Annotated in this window: 22 protein-coding genes and 1 tRNA gene; 22 read left to right on the top strand and 1 reads right to left on the bottom strand. The window is 47.1% G+C overall.

What is annotated here, in order from left to right:
• Nucleotides 1–43: 43 nt before the first annotated feature.
• The 22 genes from CAP50_RS05795 (at nucleotide 44) to CAP50_RS05900 (ending at nucleotide 20,512) form a co-directional block, all read left to right on the top strand.
• A complete protein-coding gene (locus CAP50_RS05795; RefSeq protein ID WP_100749322.1) occupies nucleotides 44–841 on the top strand; it encodes a phage head morphogenesis protein in 798 nt (265 codons plus the stop codon).
• Between the two features lie 77 nt (nucleotides 842–918).
• The gene (locus tag CAP50_RS05800) at nucleotides 919–1,302 is read left to right on the top strand and encodes a DUF1947 domain-containing protein (RefSeq protein ID WP_100749323.1); all 384 of its coding nucleotides are present in this window, start codon (nucleotides 919–921) and stop codon (nucleotides 1,300–1,302) included.
• A gap of 65 nt (nucleotides 1,303–1,367) precedes the next feature.
• Entirely contained in the window at nucleotides 1,368–2,573 is a 1,206-nt protein-coding gene (locus tag CAP50_RS05805; RefSeq protein ID WP_100749324.1) for a S49 family peptidase, read from the top strand.
• The gene (locus CAP50_RS05810) at nucleotides 2,573–2,941 is read left to right on the top strand and encodes a hypothetical protein (RefSeq protein ID WP_100749325.1); all 369 of its coding nucleotides are present in this window, start codon (nucleotides 2,573–2,575) and stop codon (nucleotides 2,939–2,941) included. The genes CAP50_RS05805 and CAP50_RS05810 overlap by 1 nt, the downstream gene beginning before the upstream one ends.
• 12 nt (nucleotides 2,942–2,953) lie before the next feature.
• On the top strand, nucleotides 2,954–4,051 hold the full coding sequence (locus tag CAP50_RS05815) for a major capsid protein (RefSeq protein WP_100749326.1): 1,098 nt from the start codon (nucleotides 2,954–2,956) through the stop codon (nucleotides 4,049–4,051).
• Between the two features lie 55 nt (nucleotides 4,052–4,106).
• Nucleotides 4,107–4,388 (top strand): hypothetical protein, encoded by a 282-nt coding sequence (locus CAP50_RS05820; RefSeq protein ID WP_100749327.1) that lies wholly within the window; start codon nucleotides 4,107–4,109, stop codon nucleotides 4,386–4,388.
• 3 nt (nucleotides 4,389–4,391) lie between these two features.
• Nucleotides 4,392–4,829: a DUF1320 domain-containing protein gene (locus tag CAP50_RS05825; RefSeq protein WP_100749328.1), complete on the top strand. Its 438-nt coding sequence runs from the start codon at nucleotides 4,392–4,394 to the stop codon at nucleotides 4,827–4,829.
• A gap of 8 nt (nucleotides 4,830–4,837) precedes the next feature.
• Entirely contained in the window at nucleotides 4,838–5,275 is a 438-nt protein-coding gene (locus CAP50_RS05830; protein WP_100749329.1) for a phage virion morphogenesis protein, read from the top strand.
• On the top strand, nucleotides 5,272–5,694 hold the full coding sequence (locus CAP50_RS05835; RefSeq protein WP_100749330.1) for a phage tail terminator protein: 423 nt from the start codon (nucleotides 5,272–5,274) through the stop codon (nucleotides 5,692–5,694). Before CAP50_RS05830 ends, CAP50_RS05835 begins: the two co-directional genes overlap by 4 nt.
• Nucleotides 5,695–5,706: 12 nt before the next feature.
• A complete protein-coding gene (locus CAP50_RS05840) occupies nucleotides 5,707–6,456 on the top strand; it encodes a phage tail tube protein (RefSeq protein ID WP_100749331.1) in 750 nt (249 codons plus the stop codon).
• Between the two features lie 90 nt (nucleotides 6,457–6,546).
• Nucleotides 6,547–6,978, top strand: coding sequence for a hypothetical protein (locus CAP50_RS05845; protein WP_100749332.1), 432 nt, complete (start codon nucleotides 6,547–6,549; stop codon nucleotides 6,976–6,978).
• A gap of 66 nt (nucleotides 6,979–7,044) precedes the next feature.
• Complete coding sequence (locus CAP50_RS05850) at nucleotides 7,045–10,683, top strand: hypothetical protein (RefSeq protein WP_100749333.1); 3,639 nt, start codon at nucleotides 7,045–7,047, stop codon at nucleotides 10,681–10,683.
• Nucleotides 10,680–11,030, top strand: coding sequence for a hypothetical protein (locus tag CAP50_RS05855; RefSeq protein WP_100749334.1), 351 nt, complete (start codon nucleotides 10,680–10,682; stop codon nucleotides 11,028–11,030). The genes CAP50_RS05850 and CAP50_RS05855 overlap by 4 nt, the downstream gene beginning before the upstream one ends.
• On the top strand, nucleotides 11,027–11,893 hold the full coding sequence (locus CAP50_RS05860) for a LamG-like jellyroll fold domain-containing protein (protein WP_100749335.1): 867 nt from the start codon (nucleotides 11,027–11,029) through the stop codon (nucleotides 11,891–11,893). The genes CAP50_RS05855 and CAP50_RS05860 overlap by 4 nt, the downstream gene beginning before the upstream one ends.
• Nucleotides 11,894–12,124: 231 nt before the next feature.
• Nucleotides 12,125–13,957 carry a hypothetical protein gene (locus tag CAP50_RS05865; protein WP_153045429.1) on the top strand — a complete coding sequence of 611 codons (1,833 nt, stop codon included), beginning with the start codon at nucleotides 12,125–12,127 and terminating at the stop codon, nucleotides 13,955–13,957.
• The gene (locus CAP50_RS05870) at nucleotides 13,957–14,190 is read left to right on the top strand and encodes a hypothetical protein (protein WP_100749337.1); all 234 of its coding nucleotides are present in this window, start codon (nucleotides 13,957–13,959) and stop codon (nucleotides 14,188–14,190) included. Before CAP50_RS05865 ends, CAP50_RS05870 begins: the two co-directional genes overlap by 1 nt.
• On the top strand, nucleotides 14,187–14,621 hold the full coding sequence (locus CAP50_RS05875; RefSeq protein ID WP_100749338.1) for a hypothetical protein: 435 nt from the start codon (nucleotides 14,187–14,189) through the stop codon (nucleotides 14,619–14,621). The genes CAP50_RS05870 and CAP50_RS05875 overlap by 4 nt, the downstream gene beginning before the upstream one ends.
• Nucleotides 14,622–14,623: 2 nt before the next feature.
• Entirely contained in the window at nucleotides 14,624–14,758 is a 135-nt protein-coding gene (locus tag CAP50_RS12870) for a hypothetical protein (protein WP_274539907.1), read from the top strand.
• Between the two features lie 54 nt (nucleotides 14,759–14,812).
• Nucleotides 14,813–15,391, top strand: coding sequence for a hypothetical protein (locus CAP50_RS05880; RefSeq protein WP_100749339.1), 579 nt, complete (start codon nucleotides 14,813–14,815; stop codon nucleotides 15,389–15,391).
• A 79-nt stretch (nucleotides 15,392–15,470) separates the two neighbouring features.
• Nucleotides 15,471–18,953 (top strand): tape measure protein, encoded by a 3,483-nt coding sequence (locus CAP50_RS05885; RefSeq protein WP_100749340.1) that lies wholly within the window; start codon nucleotides 15,471–15,473, stop codon nucleotides 18,951–18,953.
• Between the two features lie 79 nt (nucleotides 18,954–19,032).
• Nucleotides 19,033–19,482 (top strand): hypothetical protein, encoded by a 450-nt coding sequence (locus CAP50_RS05890; RefSeq protein WP_100749341.1) that lies wholly within the window; start codon nucleotides 19,033–19,035, stop codon nucleotides 19,480–19,482.
• A 268-nt stretch (nucleotides 19,483–19,750) separates the two neighbouring features.
• Entirely contained in the window at nucleotides 19,751–20,512 is a 762-nt protein-coding gene (locus tag CAP50_RS05900) for an N-acetylmuramidase domain-containing protein (RefSeq protein ID WP_100749343.1), read from the top strand.
• 202 nt (nucleotides 20,513–20,714) lie between these two features.
• Here the strand turns inward: CAP50_RS05900 and CAP50_RS05905 are convergent.
• Nucleotides 20,715–20,791, bottom strand: a tRNA-Ile gene (locus tag CAP50_RS05905).
• Between the last annotated feature and the right edge of the window lie 19 nt (nucleotides 20,792–20,810).

The following is a 20,810-nucleotide window of genomic DNA, read 5'->3' on the forward strand; positions in this document are numbered from 1 at the left end:
AGATTGACCTTCTTTATGCTGTAGTACCGAGCGAGGTATAAACATGACCGTAACAGCAGCATTTGACGTAAAGTTTATCGAAGCCATTGCTTACGCGCTTAATCGTAACGTGGTCTTACCAGATGAATACTACGACCGCATGACACCTGTACAGCGTCAGCAAGCGGTATCTATCGCAGGGCTAGGGCAGACTGAGCAGATTAAGCATGTTATGGGCTTAGTTAATGACCAACTCGACAGTGGCGGCACGTTTGCAGACTTTCAAAAGGCAGTCAAAGACGGTGACATTGATATTAATCTTCCAAGACATCGGCTCGATAATATCTTTAGAACGAATATCCAAGGCGCTTATGGGCGTGGTCGATGGTATCAGCAGCAACAGAATAAAGATGAACGCCCGTATTTGATGCGTGACGGTATCAATGATATTAGACAGCGCCCAGCCCACAAGGTACTAGATGGCGTGATCAGACATATTGATGATCCGTTCTGGCAACAGCACTATGCGCCTGACGGTTATCGCTGCCGGTGCATAATGCGTTCGCTTACTGAATCTCAGGCCCAAGCAAAAGGTATAACGACTGATGAGGATTTGCCAAACGTACCAAATGATAAAGACTGGATTGGTGGCACACCAGCACAATACGCCAATCGCATGAATAAGCTAGTCAACGATAAGATAGCTGAACTCGCTATCACGTACTACAAGCAATCAGATGCGATATTGGCAGCGAGACAGCGTATTGAGGCGGCTATTACGGTGATGTTGGCACAGCCGGTACCAGAGCTTGCTTTGATGATTGATGAAGCTAAAGAGCTGATTGAGGAAGAGAATGCGTAGAGCACTCCTAACTTAAACTTTAGTAACCTCAAGTTTAAGTTATAATAAAACTTAAATTTAAATTATTCAGGTGAACTATGTACCGTTATACGATTAGAGATGGTTTTATTAAGATTGGGAAAGATTTAGAGAAGTCTATTGAAGCTTATTACGATATTGAAAAATATGAGAGCCTTGCTGATTCAATTGGTTATTCTACATTACAAGATTCTTTCGTAATTGATGACTCGTCTGAGCATCATGATCAGGACTACTCTATTGCTATTAATAAATTTACTGGTAATGCAAACTCAAAAGAAATTCATCTAACATTTGAGTCAGATTATGTAGTTGAAATTCAAGCTTATGATGATGTGAAGATAATCTTTGTAGATGACGTAATCACAGTTTACAAGCTTCTAGGTGAGCTGCTACCTACGCAGAATCTCATTAAAGCTAGACACGATAATCTAGATATATAATTTTAGAAAACACATCTAACAGAAATAAAAACCGCCCATTGAGGCGGTTTTTTAATGGGTGAAATATGAACTTACAAGCAAAGATTAAGCGCGATATTGATAGTCATGCGCTCATGAGCTGCACAGGGCTTGAGCATCAGCTTGCGTCTATCGACTTCAAGGCGCTATCACGCTATGACGACGACGACAGCGAAGCGGCTTACACAGTCGAAAACGGCGTAGCGACTATCGATGTGCGCGGTCTGCTAGTACCTGAAACCTCAAGCGACTATCGCTCATGGGGTGTGACAGGCTATGCAAACTTAGCGGACTACATACAGCAAGCCAATGATGACTACACAGTGACTAGCATTGTCTTAGACATTGATAGTGGCGGTGGCTATGTCGCAGGCCTTGACGGTATCACTGAGACTATCTACCAGTCTGCAAAACCAATTGAAACGTTTGTTAGTGGTGATATGTATTCAGCCGCTTACTGGTTAGGTGCTAGCACAAGCAAGGTTACAGCGTCTAAGCAATCAGGCATTGGTAGCATCGGTGTTTATGTGGTCCACACTGAAGAGAGTGGATGGCTTGAACGCTATGGCGAAAAGGTTTCGTTGTTCCGATCAGGCAAGTGGAAGGCAGCGTTCAACTCATTCATGCCACTGACAGACGATGAAAAGCAGCGCCTACAAGAAGGCGTCGATGAATCAGCCAGTATCTTTTTTAATCATGTAGCAGCACAGCGCAATGTTGATGCTAAAACAATCAAGGGCTGGGAAGGGGATGTATTCACCGCCACGAAAGCCAAAGAACTAGGTCTAATTGATGCGATTGCCGATAGCGTAGCAGTGTCAAGCAGTACCAATCAGAGCAATACAAATCCAAAAACCGAGGGGGAATCAATGGATTTACAAGAGGCGCAAGCCAAAATTAAAGAGCTAGAGGCATCCGAAGCTCAAGCCAAGCAAGAAGCTGCTGACGCAAAAGCCGAGGCGCAGGCCGCTAAGGACGCACTAGCAGAATCGCAAGCATCAACACGCCAAGCAGCTATCGACAAGTTAGCCGCCGATACTGGTCGTGAGTTTACTGATGAGCAAGTAACCGCGTTTAAAGCGATGGACGATGCACAGTTTGCTGTTGCAGAGTTTATGGCTCAACCAGTTACGCCCAAAGCACCTAAGCTACCTGACGGTCTTGATAAGGCCCAAGCAACAAATGGCCGTGAAGGTGGCGAGAGTAAAATTCTAGCAGCTGTTGAAGCAGCTAAAGCACAAGGAGTTAAATAATGGCCGCAACCACATTTACAACCCAGCATCCTTTACCAGTGGACATCATGCCAACGACTGACAGTGTTGTGCCGACAGCTGCCACCGCTTATAAAAAAGGCGATCTACTTGTAGTTGCTGCGGATACTAACGTCGCAACACATAGCGCGACTGGCGCAGATTGGCACGTTATCTGCCTTGCTGACGTGACAGCTGAGCAGGCCACTGAAAAGTTATCAATGGGCGTAGAAATGCCCGTATATGTCGCAGGTAAATTTGATGTGTCACAAGTCAAAATTGATGGCACAGCGCTTGATGCAACGCAAACATTGACTGCACGAGCTTACGCTAACCGAAACACTAAAATTACGCTTAGCGTAGTCAAATAAGGAGATTTATAGATGGCAACATTTACATTTGATAATGGCGATACGATTGATACCGCCAGTTTTGAGGAATTGGCTGCGGTCTACGACTTTAGCAATCCAGTAAGTAGCTTTTTTCGTGACCGTTACTTTCCAGATGCGGTCTACCTGAACAACGAAGACAAAGTGCCTGTAGGCGATATCAAGACCTACGTTCCGCTAGCCCCTGCGGTTGTGCCGACTGCACAAGGCCGCGTTATCAAAGATAAAGTACAGGCCAAGGTGGATTATATCCCAGCGCCTTACTTTAAGCCTGCGATGACGGTTGAGCCACTGAGCAAGATTGATGCCAAACTACAAAAATTGCTGCAAAATATGCGCGTCATTGCTGCCAATGCGGCAGGTGTGCCGCCAACCATGCAAGACGAGTGGGAAATGGCGGCGGCTCACTCTTACTTTACTATCCGCAAGTCTTTAAATGCCCGTATTGCTTTGATGTGCCGTGATGCGTTGCTATACGGCAAGGTGGTGGTGCAAGGTGATGATAACGCGGGTGTGACTGTTGATTTTGGCCGTCATGAAGACCTGACCTACAGTCCAACAGTTGCATGGGACCAAACTGGTGCTGATCCATATCAAGACATCAAGAATATGGTTAAGAACCTGCTTGAGCACGGTAAGCGCCGCGCCGTTGATGCTGTCATGCCAAGCCGCGTCTTTGATGCATTGAGCGACAATGATAAGTTTAACGACAAGTTCACTGCTGCTCGTGGCGATAATGCTACTCGCGTATTTGGTGGGACGTTTGGCGGCCGTGAAGAAGCCGTGCTACAGGGTACGGTTGATGGCATCAACTTCTGGACTTACGACGCTGAGTTTGAAAAAGACGACGAAACAAGCGAAATGATGATCCCAGAAGATGGTTTTTGGTTGATTGCTGAAGTCAATAACCCACTGTACTTCTGCATGATTAAACACCGCAAAAACCCTGCTAAATTGGCAATGGAGCTAATGCCGTACCATGTATTTAGCGATGATCCATCGGTCGATAAGTTTATTGCCGATTCAAGCCCATTGCCAGTGACCATCAACAAAAATGGCGCTTGCGGCGGTACTGGTTTTATCACTCTTTAATGCCAACTAACTTTAATAACCCTGTCTAATCGCAGGGTTTTTTTTGGAGCAAATTATGTCTAAGTATATTGCAAAACAATCGATAGGCCGTTTTAAAACTGGCGAAGTGGTTGAAGGTTTGACCGAGGATCGTGCCGAATTTTTATTAGGTAAAGGCGCCATCGTAGAAGCTGAAGCCGTTGAAGGCGAAGATATTGATACTGGCGAAGGTGGTGAAATCGTCGAGCTAGAAAAGCTAACTAAAGCCGAACTCACAGCTTTACTCGATGAAGAAAAAATCGAGTACAACGACTCAGATACCAAAGCTGAGCTAATCGCACGCTTTCCAAAGGAGTAACCCATGTACGCGACTCATGACGATTTAATAAGCCGCTTTGGTGCGCTTGCTATAGCTGAGCTTGAGTCGATGCATAACGACGGCTTGCTTGCAGTCACCAATGCGCTATCAGACGCATCAGAAAAGATGAATAGTTACTTATCGATACGCTATCAAACGCCACTCAATAAAACTGAGCATCTAAAGCTAGTCTGCGCTGATATTGCTCGCTATCTGCTTTATATGAACGAGCCGACCGATGAAGTTGAGGCACGTTACAAAGAAGCGCTTAAGTGGCTGCAAGACGTGGGCGCAGGCCGTGCTAATGTCACTTTCGCTGAGCCGTTGACAGCCGAGGAGCAGCAAAGCACTTACGTTAAGCCAGCAGTGCCTATCGGTGACAGTTATCGCGGTCAAGTGTTTGGTGATGACGTGTTTGCCAGAATGCCTAGCATTAAGTGAGGTGAGTCATGTTTGATGCAGAGCTATCAGGCGGTGATGAGATAATCAGACGGCTAGGTGATTTGCATTTTGATAGTGCCAAGATGCAAAAGTTTAGCCGTTTGGCTGGCGCTGAGATGGTCTATCAAACTGAGGAGCGTTTTGCTAATCAGCATGATCTACAGCGTCAGCCGTGGATACCATCACAAAGGGCTATTGCGGACAACGGTAAAACACTGCGTGATACTGGTCGGCTTATGGGGTCGCTGACCTATGTTGCGTTACCTGATGGCGTGACGTGGGGCACAAACGTGGTTTACGCTCGCATGATGCACTATGGCGGTACTAAGGCGCTATTTCCTCACCTGTGGGGTGATATAACTGCTAGACCGTACTTAGGTATGAATGCGGACGATAAAGCCAGTGTGTTGAACATTATCAATCGAATTATGGACGAGGACTTATGAGTAATTATTTTGCAGTAGGTCTTGGCCTAATCGAGCATTTAGAAGCAAAAGCCGATGAGTGGGGTGTTAAGCACATTGGTACAGTCGCTAGTATCAACAAGATTAATAAAAACATCACACCTGCGCTTTATGTCGTCAATACTGGCAACAACCCTATGCCAAACGCGCACATAGATAGCCGTGACGTGCAGCAGTGGACGGTTGTTGTCGCTGTTAGCAATCAAGCAGCACAAGATGACGTTAAAGCACTCATGGAGTCGTCAGGCGAGCTTGTGAGCAAAGTTATCAATCATGTGCAGGGTTATCAGCTAGACGACTATCACGACGCACTAGAGCGCACTAGCACAAGCGGACGGCCTGATTACTTTAGTACGTTTGCACTATATCCACTCACTTTTCAAACCACTATTACGCCATAGGAGATATGAGTCATGGCAGATAAACAACAATCACACGCTTTTGTCGGCAACGGCAAAGTGTATTTTACCGCCGTAAAAAATGGCGTAGAAGGCAAGCCCTTTTGGGTTGGTGTCGCAAACGCTGCATCATTCTCGCACTCAGTCGAAAATGAGAGCGAGCTTAAAGAGTACCACTCAGGCAAAAACCAAACTTGGGATAAACTTGACGGTGACAAATCAACCACGTTTAGCGTTACGCTAAATGAGCGCCGCCAGGCAGCCATGCAAGCAGCACTGCAAGCGACCGTTACCGAAGTCACTACTGGTACGGCAACAGGCGAAGAACACGCCGTTTCAGAAGTTGGCGATATTATCTTTTTGAAACATAAAAACGTGACTGAGATCACATCGTTTAAAGATAGCACAACAGACACGGCGCTCGATTTGGTCGAAGGTATCGACTACACGATTGATAAAAAATACGGCACGATTGAGCTGCTAGAAAAACAGACGCTCACATCGCCGCTAATCGTGACATATAGCTACGGCACTGCTACGGTTATGAAGCCGATGACTGATGATGTTGATTACTATCGCATTCGTGTTGATGGTCTAAACAAGGTCGGCCAAAAAGATAAGCAGGTCGTGACGGCGTACCGCGCTAAGCTATCACCTGCTGATACACTTGATCTAATCAGCGACGACTTTAGCGAGATGACGCTTGAAGCTGATTTGCTGTACGACGAAGCCGAAGAAGCGACGTATGAGATTGTGAAGCTGTAACGTATGGGTCGGTCGGAAATCCGACTGACCTATTTTTATTTAATTAAGCGACTGCTAGGCGGTTGCTTACTCAAATAAAAAGGATTGATTATGCGTGCTAATACACAAACCAAGCTGACAAATACAGCGACCAATGAGGTCATCGTCTTATCTGATAGCCTTTATCCCGAGGGTGAACACGACTGGTCGGCTATTGTATCAAACACCAAGTATGCGCTTGACGGTACGATGATTGTCGAGCAGTCAGTAAGGCAAGCTGGCAGACCGTATGTGATGCAAGCGCCTGATGGTCATGGCGTACTCAGTCGAGAAACGGTTAATGCGCTTAAATCTGAGCGTGACAAGCTAGGCGCTACGTTTTGGCTAGATTATCTAGCAGATGGGGCGGTAAAGCGTGTAAAAGTGATATTTGACACGACAGCGGAGGCGATTGAGGCGAGACCAATCAAAGGCAGCACAAGCCCAAAACTGACTGATTATTATAACGTAACGCTGAGATTTTTAGAGATACCGAATACATAATATTAAGACTTTATTCAGCCCTATATTTAGGGCTTTTTTAATGCCTAAAATTTGACGGATGACGACATGGCAATTACTCAAAATGATTTAGAAATCCTCAAATCCGAGGTGATGAATGACACAGACGAAGGCGGCGGCCTGCCGACTGCTGAAGCGGTAATTGATGGCGTGTCAAACAACCTATTTCCCGATGTGTCAGACATTGACCGCCTGCTGGGGCGTGTGCGTCTGCGTAAAGTGTCGCTCGCAGTCAAGACGGCCAATGCTGAGCTATTGCAAGCCACTCGTATGCTGTTTACTGAGCTGCCGGATAACGAAAATATTAGCGTGTTTGCGTTTAAAGCCACTGATTTTGCAGATAGACGCTCAGATGCTCAAAACAAAATTGAGTCATATCTAGCGTTTGGCACCAAATGGGCGGGGCATTTACTAGAGACGCAGCTCGCAGGTCAGCGCGTGATCCAAATCTCATTGGACGCAAAAGACCCGATACCATCTGTCAGTCAGCCGCTTGTGCTTGTACAAAACGAGGGGCAATCAGACGAGTTTTATCAGTATATTAGGCCACTAAAAATCGAGACGACTGAACGCCGTTTTCAGCGCAATGCAGACACGACTGTAACACGTACAGTAGCGACTATTGAGTTTGGTGATACGCTAAACAAAACATTTAACGGTCTGACTGTGCAAGAGTTTTACCAAAACGCTAGCACAAGTCGCCGCGCCATTCTGCGCGAGGCTCGTGTTGCTGATGCTGCTAAATACTACAGTGCTAGTAAGCTCGCTGAGCCAGTAACGGCAATGACCAGCCGTCAGGTGCGACTAAATAGCATCTATACGCAGGTTGTGCCAAGTACGCAGGTTGAGACGCCCATTTTGCAGCGTGACCCTGCTAATCAGGTAGCAACCCAGGCGCGTGGTGACGGTGTTATTAGCATCAATCAGTCGGTCAGTGTGGCACCAAACACAGCATTTAGCCTGCCAAGTGGAATATCAGTCGGCACTTTAAGTCTAACAGTAGGTGGGCTGACACTGACCGACCGTGACGGAGAGCTGGTAAACACTCAGGGGGAAGCATACGCATCTATCAAATACGGTATCGGCCAAATCACATGGTATGACAACGCACCGAGCGGCCAGTACGCAATCACAGGTAGCTATAAACCTGCTAGTGAGTTTGTGCGAGTAGCGCAGACCGATTATCAAGTTGTCGATGACAATGCAGGCTATAACTATGTGCGAGAGCTAGGCGCTGAGCCAGTGCCAAACAGCCTAAAAATCACTTATACAGTAGGCGGTAATAACTATCTCGTACATGACGATGGACGCGGCAATCTAATCGACGATGACGGCAATGGTCGCGGTACGGTACAAGGCAAAACAGTATTGCTGACGACTGCGGCAATCCCTGATGCGGCTAGTTATATTATCTATAGTTTTGGCGTTGACCTAGACACAGTTAAGTATGGCGAGCAAGCGCTGGCACCTGCTTATCACGCGGCTATTATCGAAGACGAGGTGGTCGGCGATATTACTATCACATGGGGCGAAAATAAAACCGCAACCATGAGTGATGGTGTTATCACAGGCGACGCTACAGGCACGTATGATGGTCGAGAGATACATATCGCACCTAATGAAACAGTCGCTAAAGATACAGTGTTCACAGTGACTTATAACAAACTGCTTGACTCTATGGCATCGCCTATTAATGCCATTTATCAGCCGAACTCTGCTGACGGCACATTTACCGCCACTATTGACATGGGCGGTGCTATAGACGGTGATATTTGGCTTAGAGCAGAGCTTTATGACGGCAGTAACGCTCAGGTCGCCTTTAATATTTCTAGTATGGGCACTGCTTTGGAATTGCTGAGGTTAGGCAGTGTTGCTTATCCCACATACACAACCATCATGCACAGAAGCGGAAATATGATAACGCCTAAGACAGGACTGTCTTGGTACGATGCCGATAACGGCGCAGGTGGCCGCTGGAAGGTATTTTTAGTGAGCAGTAACTTGGATAAAGCGGCAGGTATAGCTACGTTTACCATCAAAGTATCACGAAGAAAAACGGTTACCGATGTTGTCATGGCAGGCGGTTTAAATAAAAAACCACTATTTACAACCACGAGCCAAGACGAAAACCTAAATATCAGCACTGCGCAGATTTACGGTAGCGCCAAGGTTGGATCGACCACGGAAGCTGCCACCTTTGACATGACTGCTGATAAATTATTGATAGCGCCACCGATTGAGTCAAAAACACCAGTTGTCAGTGGATCGGTGTTTGTCGATGCGCTCGGCTATAGTTTGCATGATGACAACGGTAGAGTAAAAGACGGCGATGATGTTGTCGGTGATATTAACTTAGAGTCAGGCGTTATTGAGCTGACGACATGGCAAGCAGGGCAAGTTAATACCGTCAATCTCAAATCAATGCTACGCGAAAACGACCCTGTACCGCTTGCTAATCTGATTTTTAGAACGCCAGTGGCACCACTAAAAGAAGCATCGCTACAGATCAGTGCCGAGCTAGCAGATGGTACGCCTATATCACTATCGACTGACGAGCAGGGCGCTATCACCGGTCATGCGTTTGCTCATGGCGAGGTTGATTTTAAGGCAGGTGTTGTCGCGCTGTACTTTTATGAAAAACTAAGAGTCAGTGACAACCCCGATGTAGTTAATGAGCCGTGGTATGACATTAATAATATATATACTGAGTCAGCGACAGGTAACACGCAATTTATCAACCGTCCAGTCTATGTCAAACCCGACTCTATCCGCTATAACGCGATTGCTTACAGCTACTTACCACTTGATAAAGAGCTAATCGGTCTTGATCCAGTACGCTTGCCAAGCGATGGTCGCGTGCCGTTTGTCCGCAAAGGCGACAGTATTGCGATTACTGAGCTAAAAACAATGGAGCTGCCAACCAATGCGCCTAATGATAGCTTTGATTTAGGTTTTGAGCGCTTATCTGATGTATCGGTCGTTGACACCAACGGCTTAAAAGTGGATAGCGACTACCTCAATGTCGATTTAGATGCAGGTACTTTGCAGCTCAACGATATGTTTGATATGTCGTTTTATACCGCGCCATTAACCGCTAAATATCGCATCATGGATATTGCGCTGGTCATTGAAACTGATATATCAGGTCGTGTCACGTTATCAACGCCCATCACGCATGATTACAGTACATCAGCCGTCTTTAGCTCGATGCTATTAGCTGGCGATATGCAAGCGCGAGCGTATAACGTGTTCGGTCAAAAGTCATGGGGTGGTGTTTGGAGTGATAGCTTAATAGGCAATGCTACAACATCACAGCTACAGATTACTAATAATCCTATCGTGGTGACTAACCGTGATGCGATTGAGGAGCGTTGGGCGCTCGTGTTTACGAGTAGCACAACATTCCGCATTATTGGTGAGACTGTTGGCGAGATTGGTAGTGGCGATGTTAATGCACTGACTACACCGATTAACCCGATGACAAGCCAGCCCTATTTTACTATCCCGATTGCAGCATGGGGGCTTGGCTGGTCGGCTAATAACGTCGTGCGATTTAATACTGCGGCTGCCAAATACCCTATATGGATAGGTAACGCGATACAGCAGCACCAAGGCAGCAGTAAAGACAATTACGACTTTACCATTGGTTATCATGCCAACATTGACCGCGACAGAGGTGAGCAATGATATACGAGTCAGAGGCGCTAAACGCGATGGCGCACGGCATCGCAGCGCGATTGAATGAGGGCGCTAACTCAACACTTGCGATTTATGCAGGTGACATTTTAGCGGCTGAGATTGTGCTAACAAATCCTGCTGAGCAGTCCATTGTGGGAGGAGTGATTACATTTAAAGTCCCGCCGCAGGTCATTGCGGTGGCGTCAGGCGTGCCAACGACCGCTAAGATTTTGACAGCAGCAGGCGCAACGATAGCTACGCTTGATGCAGCAACCGAGCTTGTGCTTGATAAAGATAAAATCTATATGGGCGGCTACGTTGGGTTAACATCTATGACATTGCAGGTGACGGCATGACAGAGCGTTTGGCTTTTTGTACTCCGTTTTGGGGTCGATATGGAGAGGGGCGTAAGGAAATTATATCCGACCTCGCTGTTAGTAGTAACAACACGTTGTTTTTCGAGACAACAGGGGGCGCGGTCTATGACAGTTATCTACTAGCAAAAACCGGAGATAACACTAGATTTTTGGACGCAAAAAATTTAACAGAGTTTGGTTCGGAGTCTTTTTGCGTCGAAGGCTGGTTTTCTTCAAACGCACCTGCTACGAGTGGTTTTGTACGATATTTTTTTCGCATTGCGGATAAAAGCATAAATAATTATCTCGTGGGCTTGGTAGTAGGCGTAAACTCAAACGGCCTATTTTTGGCTTACGGAACAGGCAGTGCTGACGTCACCAGTCAGACTGCCGTAAAAATGCCACATACAGACGTATGGTTTCATGTGGCGGTAACATACGACTCAAGTAGTAAGACTATTAATTTTTACAAAGACGGTGTCCTAATTAGTACGAGGGGAAGCGTCAGTATGCGTGTTTTCGATGCGTCAGTTTATATCGGACACGACCCATTGAATACTGTGCGGAGCTGGCTTGGCGGTATCCAAGATATTTGCGTAACGACAGGAACGAGTAAATACACTGGAGACTTTACGCCGCCGCCTGCTCAAGCTGCAACCGCCGAGGGCACTGTCTTGCGCGCAGATAATGGCAATCCCCCAGCGAGTGTCTTTTTACGCAATCAAAGCAGTCTTGTGACAAGAAGGGTTGAAGCAAACGCAACTGGGGAATGGGGTGCGGTTGTGCTCAAGGGTGTTTATGATATTAGTTATATAGCGGACGGCCTAAAACCCGAAATACACAGCCCATACATATTAGAATAGAGGTGCAACTTGTACACGCCGCCGTCATTATTGCAAACTGTAACACTTGAGTCTCAAACATCACCACCAGACTTGTCTATCAGTGTAATACTAGGGCAGTTATCAGATAGTGTTGAAATAGACATCGCAGCGACCGCAAGCGTTAGCGGCATTATCGCAGTAAGTATAGCTGTGGTTGAGCCTTTGCCCGTTGATATAGCAGTAAACGCAAGCGGCAAGGCGCGCGGGAATGTGTCAGCAGTAGGCACAGCGCAGGAGTATGTCACTGGCGTAACCGCGGCTGCTACGGCGAGCGTGGGCGGTGCCGTTAGTGTAAGCGGTTACTATGATGCCAATGTGTTTCGCGGTGCGATGCAGCACGTATCGAGCAGTGTGCAGCAATCAAAGCTAGGTGGCGTGAGTGCAAGCGGTGGCTTTGAGAGCGTAAGCATCACAAGCATACCGAGCGCTGTTGAGCGTGAGAGCGCAAAGCTGCAAGGCATAGCGCAAACACACAGATTTGAAGCAGACGCGCAGTTACAATCTAGCGCAACCACAAAAGCTGAAGCAGCGCAGTTTGTCTATACTAAAAACAAACAAGCCTTTGAAAACAAAAGGTTTATTGGAAATAATCGGTCGCTTAAAAACGAGCAATCAAAACTGGTTGGCGAACGTGACTGGCTCGGTTTTGAGGCGATGGCGTATCGTCAGATTGAGCGCGCGTTATCAAGCGATTACTCAAAGCTTATCGCTGATAAAGCATCAGAGTTGTTTGAGCAAGGCAGATTTGCTGAGATCGTACTGCAATCACTGGCTGAGACTGCAAGGCTGCCAAGAACTCTAGCAACCTGCTACCCACCACCTTTAGCCGAACCAATTATACTACGAGCGCAAACAACCCCACCGTTGTTTGATGTTATCCTGCAAGTACCGACTTGTAGTGAGCGCGACATAACCAAAATCACAATAGCGGCCAGTGGTAGTGTTAGTGGTGTCATTAACGCGCAAGTAACCGCTGCTGAGGGCAGCAATGGCGACTATACAAAAGGAGTTATATTTGTGACGAACAGTGTGTCATTAACGCGCACCGATGATGGGCGTGAGGTTAAGCTACTTGGCTTTAGCGTAGGTATTGATAGTAATAGCTATACATGGTCATTTAGCGCTACTGTACCGCTGTCTGAGCTATCAAAAGTCGATACGGCACACGAGCAGCGCATAGGCGTGGACTTTACGTGTAACGGCAATCTGTGGCGATTTATACTAGACAGTTGCGAGGACTCTATCCAGTTTGGTGAGAGTAGCTTAACGATCAAAGGTAAGTCACGCGCCATGCTGTTAGCGCACCCATACGCGACACAGCGCGGATTTAAGTTTGACACTGCTATGAGCGCAAGACAGATAGCTGATGCTGAATTAAACCGCAATGGCGTAGCGTCAGGCTTTACATTGGATTGGCAGCTCGCAGGTGTCAATGGGTGGCAAGTACCAGCCAACACTTACAGCTACTCAAATCGCACGCCTATCAACTCATTACAATGGATAGCCGAGGCAGCCGGCGGCTTTATCAATGCTGATATGAGTGCTGATATATTGCACGTATTAGCGCAATATCCAGTGCCAAGTTGGGAATGGGCAGCACAAGCGCCTAGCGTTGAATTACCCATATCACTAATCACCAGTCGCAGTCGTGGACGTATTAATAAACCTGCATACAATGGCGTGACTATCTACGGTGAGAATGATAATGGTATCGGCGCTTTAATCAAGCGTACAGGCACAAGCGGAGGTTATCAGCCGCCGATGGTCACAAGCGACTTAATGACCGATACAGCAGCCGCTATTAGTCGCGGCAAGATGATACTGAGCGACACAGGTGATATTGGCAACATTGGTATCTCAATGCCGCTAGTTGCCGATATTGGCGTATTGAAACCATCAACGCTAATCGGCGTTAATGATGGTGAGCAATGGGTCGGTATGGTTAGAGGCACGACAATCACCGGTCGTCTATCTAGCAATCGAGCGTTAGAGATTGACCAGAGTATCGATGTTGAAAGGCATTTTGATAAGGAGATTGTGTGATGGCAAGCGGCAACCTATGGCAATTATTTAAAGGCATCACTGAGCAAGGTGCAAAACAGCTTGCAACTGTCATTGATAGGCAAGGCTCAAACTATACCGTCACCATGCAGGGTGGTGGAAATACGATTGTGCAATCAAACGCGGCTTACGAGCTGCAATCCAAGGTCTTTATCAGGGACGGTCAGATTGTAGCGCAAGCACCTAATTTAACTTATACAGAGATTGACGTATGACAGACATTAAAAAAGACGATAGCGTTAAAACCATCAAAGTAGCAGGGCAAGAGATTGCAATCAATCGCGTAAAGGTTAAAAACCTACATGAAGTAACGCGAGCATTTACGCCTTTTGTTGCTGAGTTTGAGCGCATTGTAAAAGCCAAAAAGGGTATGCCAGAGAGCGAATTAATGGCGCTTATCGGTACGTTCACAGATGAAACGGTTATCTTAGCCTCAACACTGACAGACCAACCGCCGAGCTTTTATAGAGAGCTTGAGCCGTTAGAGATGCTGCAAGTGATGCAGGAGGTCGTCGCCCACAGTGGCGATTTTTTTATGCGTCAGATTTTCATGCCCCTAAAACAACTGGGGGCGCAACTGGCATTACTTGGTACGACAGCTTACTACCATTCTACCGCCTCGGACTCCGAGAAGCCGACGTCTTAGATATGGCGTTTGGCGAATGGTGGGGCTTATCTAAAGCGCTGGCTAAAGATAAGCAGCAAAGCATCAAAGATATGGCCATTGCTATGCGAGTGGCGCAAGCAGATGCGAAAGGCTGGAAAGAGTTTATGAAAGACTAGCGTAACAATGGCTAATCAACTAAAATTGAGTAAATATAATTTTGGTGATTGGTTATGAAAAAGCTATTAGCGGTAGGTTTGGCCTTGGCGCTGGGCGGTTGTGGCGGCGGTTATGACAGTTTACCGCCACAGGTGAGCGACGGCAATGGTGGTACGATCGGCGCGGGCGGCACCTTTCCTACAGATAAAGGCGACTGGAAGTATCGTAGCGTTAGTAATGAGGATGGTGTTTTTTCATTATCTGCCCGTATTTATGCTACTAATACCTATACTGTGCCAAAATACCCAAATCTTAAACAGCGCTCATGGATTGAGTTAGAAAAACGAAAAATGGCTGATGATACGATATCAAAAAGATTCACTATTTTTGCGCCTGAGCAAGTTAAATGTACGCCAAGCTGCGACATTAGAATCAGGTTTGATGGTGGGATATCAACTTACAGTTTTGAGCAAAGAGTTGATGGAGTGCTAAGCCCAATCAATGAGCAGTTATCAGCTGAGCTATTTGACAAAACTACGCAATCTAATAGAGCTACTGTTTATCTGCCTATTGTGGGGTTATCAGATGAAGTAGAGTCTGAGTTTAACCTGAGAGGTTATGACGAAGATAAAATGAAATTTACTGACGAGTAGTGAATTAAACAAACTTAATTAAATACCCTTGCTAGAAATAGTGAGGGTTTTTTTATACCCACAATTTGAGGTGCGCCACATGGCAGGAGATTTAGATTTTAGCGTACAGCTACGCGTGCTCAATGAGCAATTTAACAACGGCATCAATCAGGCGCGTGACAGATTTACGCAATACGCGCAGTCGGTGCAGCGCAATGTAGCTCAGATGAATACTGATACAGAACGCGCATCTACTATGCTCGCAGGCCTCAACAATGTCAGCTCTGACAGATTGACGGCTGAGATACGTGCAACGGCCGACCAGCTCAGACAAATGGGCGCAGGTGCTAACTTGTCAGGCGAGCAGGTCGAGGCCGCTATGCAGGCATCGGCTCTGCAGGTCACGCGATTAGGCAGGCAGTTAGAGGTTGCGCGGTCTGAGGCGTTACGATTAAGTCAGACCAACGCAAGCCCCGCTGATATTGAGTCGGCGGCAGCCAATGTCGATAGACTAGAGCAAGAGTTAAATCAGGCTCGCAGCGCAAGTGTCAGCCTAGCCAATGAGCTGTCAGGCGCGATGAATAGAGCGTCTAATACAGCAGATGGGGCGCGTAACTCAATCTATCGCATGGCTAACGTGCGAGTGCCTGAAACGATACGCGGTGAGATTAACCAGCTCAACCGAGCCTTAACTGATTTTACTAACAACAGTGGCCGTCCTGCTGCTGAGATTGAGCGCGTTACACGGGCAACACAAGAGCAGATCAGACGGCTTGAGGCTGAGCTAAACGGTCTTGATGACACTCAGGATAGAGTAAACCAAGGCTCGCAGCGCTTTACTGGCGGCATCAATGGCGTGCGTAGTGCCATGGGTAGCTTGCAAGGTATGCTTGCAGCGGCTGGTCTTGGTATTGGTGTTGCTGAAATCATCGAAACATCGGACGCATTTAAAACGCTTGAGGCACGTATTAAGCTCGCCACAGGTGAGGGTGCCGCGTTTATCACAGGCTTTGATGGCGTTAAGCAGATTGCTAACGAGACCTTTAGTAGCGTGGAAAACACGGGCGAATTGTTTGCACGTATCACGCAGTCTGCTGAGGCGCTGGGGCTTGCTCAATCCGAGGTGCTAGGTGTCACAAAAACCATTAACGAGGCTATTAAGCTATCAGGCGGTAGTGCTGACGCGGCTGACGCTGCTATTACTCAGCTCATACAAGGGCTGCAATCCGGAGTCGTCAGAGGCGAGGAATTTAACAGTATTATGGAGCAGGCGCCGCGCTTAGCTCAGGCTATGGCAGATGGTTTGGGTGTGACTCGTGGCGAGCTGCGAGCGTTAGCAGGCGAAGGCAAGCTGACATCAGAGGTTGTCATTAATGCGATACAGTCGCAAGGCGAGGCTATCGGCAAGGAGTTTGCGACACTACCAAACACAGTCGGTAACGCGCTGCAAGAAGCAAAAAACAAGATATTTTTATTTATCGGTGAGATGGATAAATCCGTCAATCAGTCGTCAAAACTGGCCGAGGCCATAAACTTGATAGGCGATAGTCTGGACAACCTTGATACAGCTACGGTCGATGCAGTCAATCAAGTGTTTAACCAGCTTATGACCACGCTCGGCATACTGTGGGAGCGCATTGTCAACACTTATACAGGCATAAACGACTGGATAGGTGTGCTGACCAACACGACAGGCGAAGTGACCGAGCAAGTCGGTATCATCACGCGCACATTGCAAGGCGTGAGTATCGTACTAGGTGCTATCAATGATGGGTTTAAAACAATCGCTATCGCGGGAGACTTGGTGCAAAGCGTGACTGCAACATGGCTTGCAATGATGATGCGTGGACTATCTAAACTCACGTTTGGCGAACTGGCGCAATCACTGACCGATTTTGCAGATAGATTAGACAGTCAAGCAACAAAAGCATTTGATAATGCCACCAATGCTGCGATGAGCTTTGAATCGTCGGCAAAAGCTGCGCTAGATAATGCAGCAATGACAGCGCAGGATAGACTGGGAGCGACAGCAAAAGCCGCCACCGATGCTTACGACTCAATGAAAAACGATGCTAATGCATCCGCAGAGGCGCAAGAGGGCGCGTTTGCTGAGATGGCAACGGCTCAAATAGCAGCGTATGGCGAGTCAGCACTAGCAGCGCTACAAGTCGAAGCGGCAGAGCGCGGTCTTAAAGTCGCTATTGACGAGACTGGCAAAGCGATCATTGAGAAAATGAGTAGCGAAGAACAGGCATCGACAGCCGCAGAGCAAAACGCTAAAGCGCTTGATAAAACGTATCGAGAGCTGGCTGATACGCTAGGTGTGGGCATTACGCAGGGTTATGCTGATGCTAAAGCGTCTGTGATGGAGTTATCAGATAGTTTTGATGTGCTCACCGACTCAGGCTATCAAACTGGCGATGTGTTAAAAGCAGCGCTCACTAAGATGACCGAGCAAGCCAAAAACACCACAGAATTACAAGACATCATTGCTATGTGGGAGGATTTAGGCGAGCAAGGGCAGCTAACAGGTGAGGATTTGGCCGCAGGGCTTGATTTGGCTAATGAGCGACTGGACGCGCTGACAGACGGCGTAAACTCAGTCAATGAGGCTTACAAGGTTTTAGGTCTAACGACACGCGCCGAGGCTGCCAAGCAAGCTGAGGCTTACACGCAGGCTTATGGCATCATTGTCAAAGACGGTGAAGCGACAACAGGTCAGCTAATCGACGGCTTTAAAAAATACGCTAAAGCAGCGGTGGCAGCCAACGGCGATGTGGTAACAGCGCAACTTAAAGCAGAGGCGGCGCAGCGCGGCTTGACTATCGCAGTTGATGAAACAGGCCGTGTGACATTTAAGAGTATGAGCGAGGCAAAGGAGTCTAACGACCGTGTTACTCGCTCAGTCCACGGCATCAGAACAGCTTATGATGGCATATCATCAAGCGCAGGCAGTGCAGGCAGTGCGATGGTACGCGCAGCAGTTGAGGCATCATCTGCTTACGATAAACTGCAAGCCAAGATTAAGGCTGTCAAAGAAGCGCAAGCGGTCGCTGATGCTGACGAAACGCTGAAAAACTTGCGGGTCTATGGGCAGGAGAAAGCGCCAGTCGAAGGTAATCAGTTTGGCACGCGCTTAGCGGTTGAAAACTTTTTGAAATCGCAGGGTCTGTCAGAGGCGGCCGCAATCGAGGAGGCGCGTAAGCTATATGCCAAGCAAGGTACGAGTGGTGGCGCATTAAACTTTGGCAAGCTACAAGGCTTTGATGATGGTCAGATGATGACGCCCGCCGATCTCAATCGCTTTAAGTCGGCATCAATGTATCTAGCTGAGATTGCAGAAAAAGCACGTCAGAATGAGCGACAGCGTGATGACTATGAAGCAGCAAGGACAGCAACGGCTAGAATTACGACGCAAGAATACAAACGCTTTGATAGCCAGCCGTCCGCGTCAAAAACGATTGATGTTAATTTAAGACTCGGCGGTACATCAGTACCGGTGCAAGTCGCAGAAAATCAAGAAGCGTCTTTAATGGCGCTACTGCAACAACTACAAGACAGTAAAGCAATAGCAGGTTACTAGCCGTCCGTTTGGGCGGTTTTTTATTATCTAAAATTTGAGGAAAGGCGATGAAATCTAAACAAAAACAGGTGGGTGGATTATGCTCAAAAAACTATGGGCTTTGATATGGCGGCTATTTATATTACTTAGCTACCCATTTTTAATCACCATGCGTAACGCCAATGCAGCACAGGCACAAGCAGCAGATCAGCCAGTCGTTGTAACGGACTTTATCGAAAAGCTGGCACAAACACACCAGACATCATTGATTATCGGCGCTTGCATTGCGTGTTGGTGGCTCGGCTCTATCATTGGCGCTCTATACCCTACGCCTGATGATTTAAAGAGCGCTGAGATTAGACCGTGGTTAAGGCTGCTTATCTGCTTGGCAGGTGGCTTTGCTGCGTTTCTTTGGGTGCTGCATGACGAGGGTGCACTCAATCTATTAACGCCGCTATGGGTTGGTGGAGTGGCTTTTGTTGCGCCGCATTTAATTCAAATCATACCCACTATCGTTAAAGCTCGCTTTGGGCTAGGGGGTAAGACATGATTATTTGGGCGGTAATTGGGTTATTGATGGTCGTTATTAACTTTGTGTCAAATAACATTGTTAATACTAATTGCCGCTACGTCTACAGCGGCACCATGCTTGTCATTGTTGGCTGCTTAGTCGGCATGTCAGGCAGACCAGTCATGGCAGCGTCTATATTGTTTTTTGGTTGTGTCGTGTCGATTTACGGCTCGATACTGCTCGTCAAAAGACATAGGCGGATATTGAAATAACACGCCCCTTTTTGGGGGTTTTTTTGGGGTGGAATATGGCGAAAGCACACGTAGTACAAGCGCAGACAGCGTTGGCAAATGCAGGGTTTTACCACGGCAAGATTGATGGGGACTTTGGCGGCGGTTCGCTGCGAGCTGTTAAGAGTATCATTGCCAATACAGGCAAGGCGGTTGATGTTTTAACTAAGCCTAATGTTTGCACAAAAGACAAGCCAAAATTAGGACGTGCTGACATTATCATTGCAGCAAAAGGTCTGGGCGTAGAGCCTGCAACACTAAAAGCGGTAATCGATATTGAAGCTCGCTCAAGTGGATTTGACGACCAAGGTAGACCAACCATCTTGTTTGAACGTCACAAAATGTGGAAGTATCTGGGCGAGGCGAATTACTTTACCAAGCGCGACCAGCTTAACGCACTATTCCCTGATATTTGCAGTGATAAAGCGGGTGGCTACAACGTGCGGCCACAGTACGAAAAACTGGCTATTGCTGAATCATTACACTGGGAAGCAGCGCATATGTCAGCCTCGTGGGGTTTGGGGCAGATAATGGGCTTCAACTACGAAAGCCTAGGTTATCCGTCGCTAAAGGCATTTATCGATGCAATGTATGAAAGCGAGGCAAAGCAGCTTGATGCCATGTGCCGATACATAAAGGTAAATTACTTAGTTGATGAACTGCAGCGTCATGATTGGGCTGGATTTGCCAAAGGCTACAACGGCATTAATTACGCCATCAACAAGTACGATCAAAAACTGGCGGCTGCTTATGCGAAAGCTAAAAAAGAAGGTTGGTAGCTGTATTTAGCTAAATTTAGCTGCTTAAGCCCTGTCATTAATTTGGCGGGGCGTTTTTTTGTGTCTGCGATTTAGTTTGATCTACCTTAAATATCTCAACAACGATTACTATTTGATTACTTTTTTCACACCGATAGAAAATAGAACAAAACAGCAGGCAATAAAAAACCCTTACAAGTCAATGCCTGTAAGGGTTTGAATATGGTGGGCCCAGTAGGACTTGAACCTACGACCAAAGGATTATGAGTCCTCTGCTCTAACCAACTGAGCTATGGGCCCTAACGTTAGACGCATAATG

Origin of the sequence: Psychrobacter sp. L7, from assembly GCF_002810365.1 — a bacterium.
GTDB lineage: Bacteria > Pseudomonadota > Gammaproteobacteria > Pseudomonadales > Moraxellaceae > Psychrobacter > Psychrobacter celer.